The following is a 400-nucleotide window of genomic DNA, read 5'->3' on the forward strand; positions in this document are numbered from 1 at the left end:
AAAAAGCTTCAATCAGCATAGCCAATTGAAGCTTTTAGTACTCAGAGCGGGACTTGAACCCGCACGAACATTGCTGTTCACTGGATTTTAAGTCCAGCGTGTCTACCAATTTCACCATCCGAGCATTTATATTATGTGGTACCTCCAGGGATCGAACCAGGGACACATGGATTTTCAGTCCATTGCTCTACCATCTGAGCTAAGGTACCTTTTATTCTACTTATATTACATAAATAAAATAAGAATAAAAAAACCCCTCCCGATTCATCGGGAAGGGTTTTAGAATCTGAAATAACTTCAGATTAAAGAAAGGCGACGACATACTCTCCCACAAAACTGCAGTACCATCTGCGCAGGCGGGCTTAACTACTCTGTTCGGGATGGGAAGAGGTGAGCCCCG

2 tRNA genes and 1 rRNA gene are annotated in these 400 nt (G+C 43.2%); all 3 read right to left on the bottom strand.

What is annotated here, in order from left to right:
- Window positions 1–38: 38 nt before the first annotated feature.
- Window positions 39–124: transfer RNA gene (locus GTZ96_RS18175), tRNA-Leu, on the bottom strand.
- 12 nt (window positions 125–136) lie between these two features.
- Window positions 137–209, bottom strand: a tRNA-Phe gene (locus GTZ96_RS18180).
- A 98-nt stretch (window positions 210–307) separates the two neighbouring features.
- Window positions 308–400, bottom strand: a 5S ribosomal RNA gene (gene rrf, locus GTZ96_RS18185); the annotation flags it as partial.

The organism is Flavobacterium undicola (assembly GCF_009909155.2).
GTDB lineage: Bacteria > Bacteroidota > Bacteroidia > Flavobacteriales > Flavobacteriaceae > Flavobacterium > Flavobacterium undicola.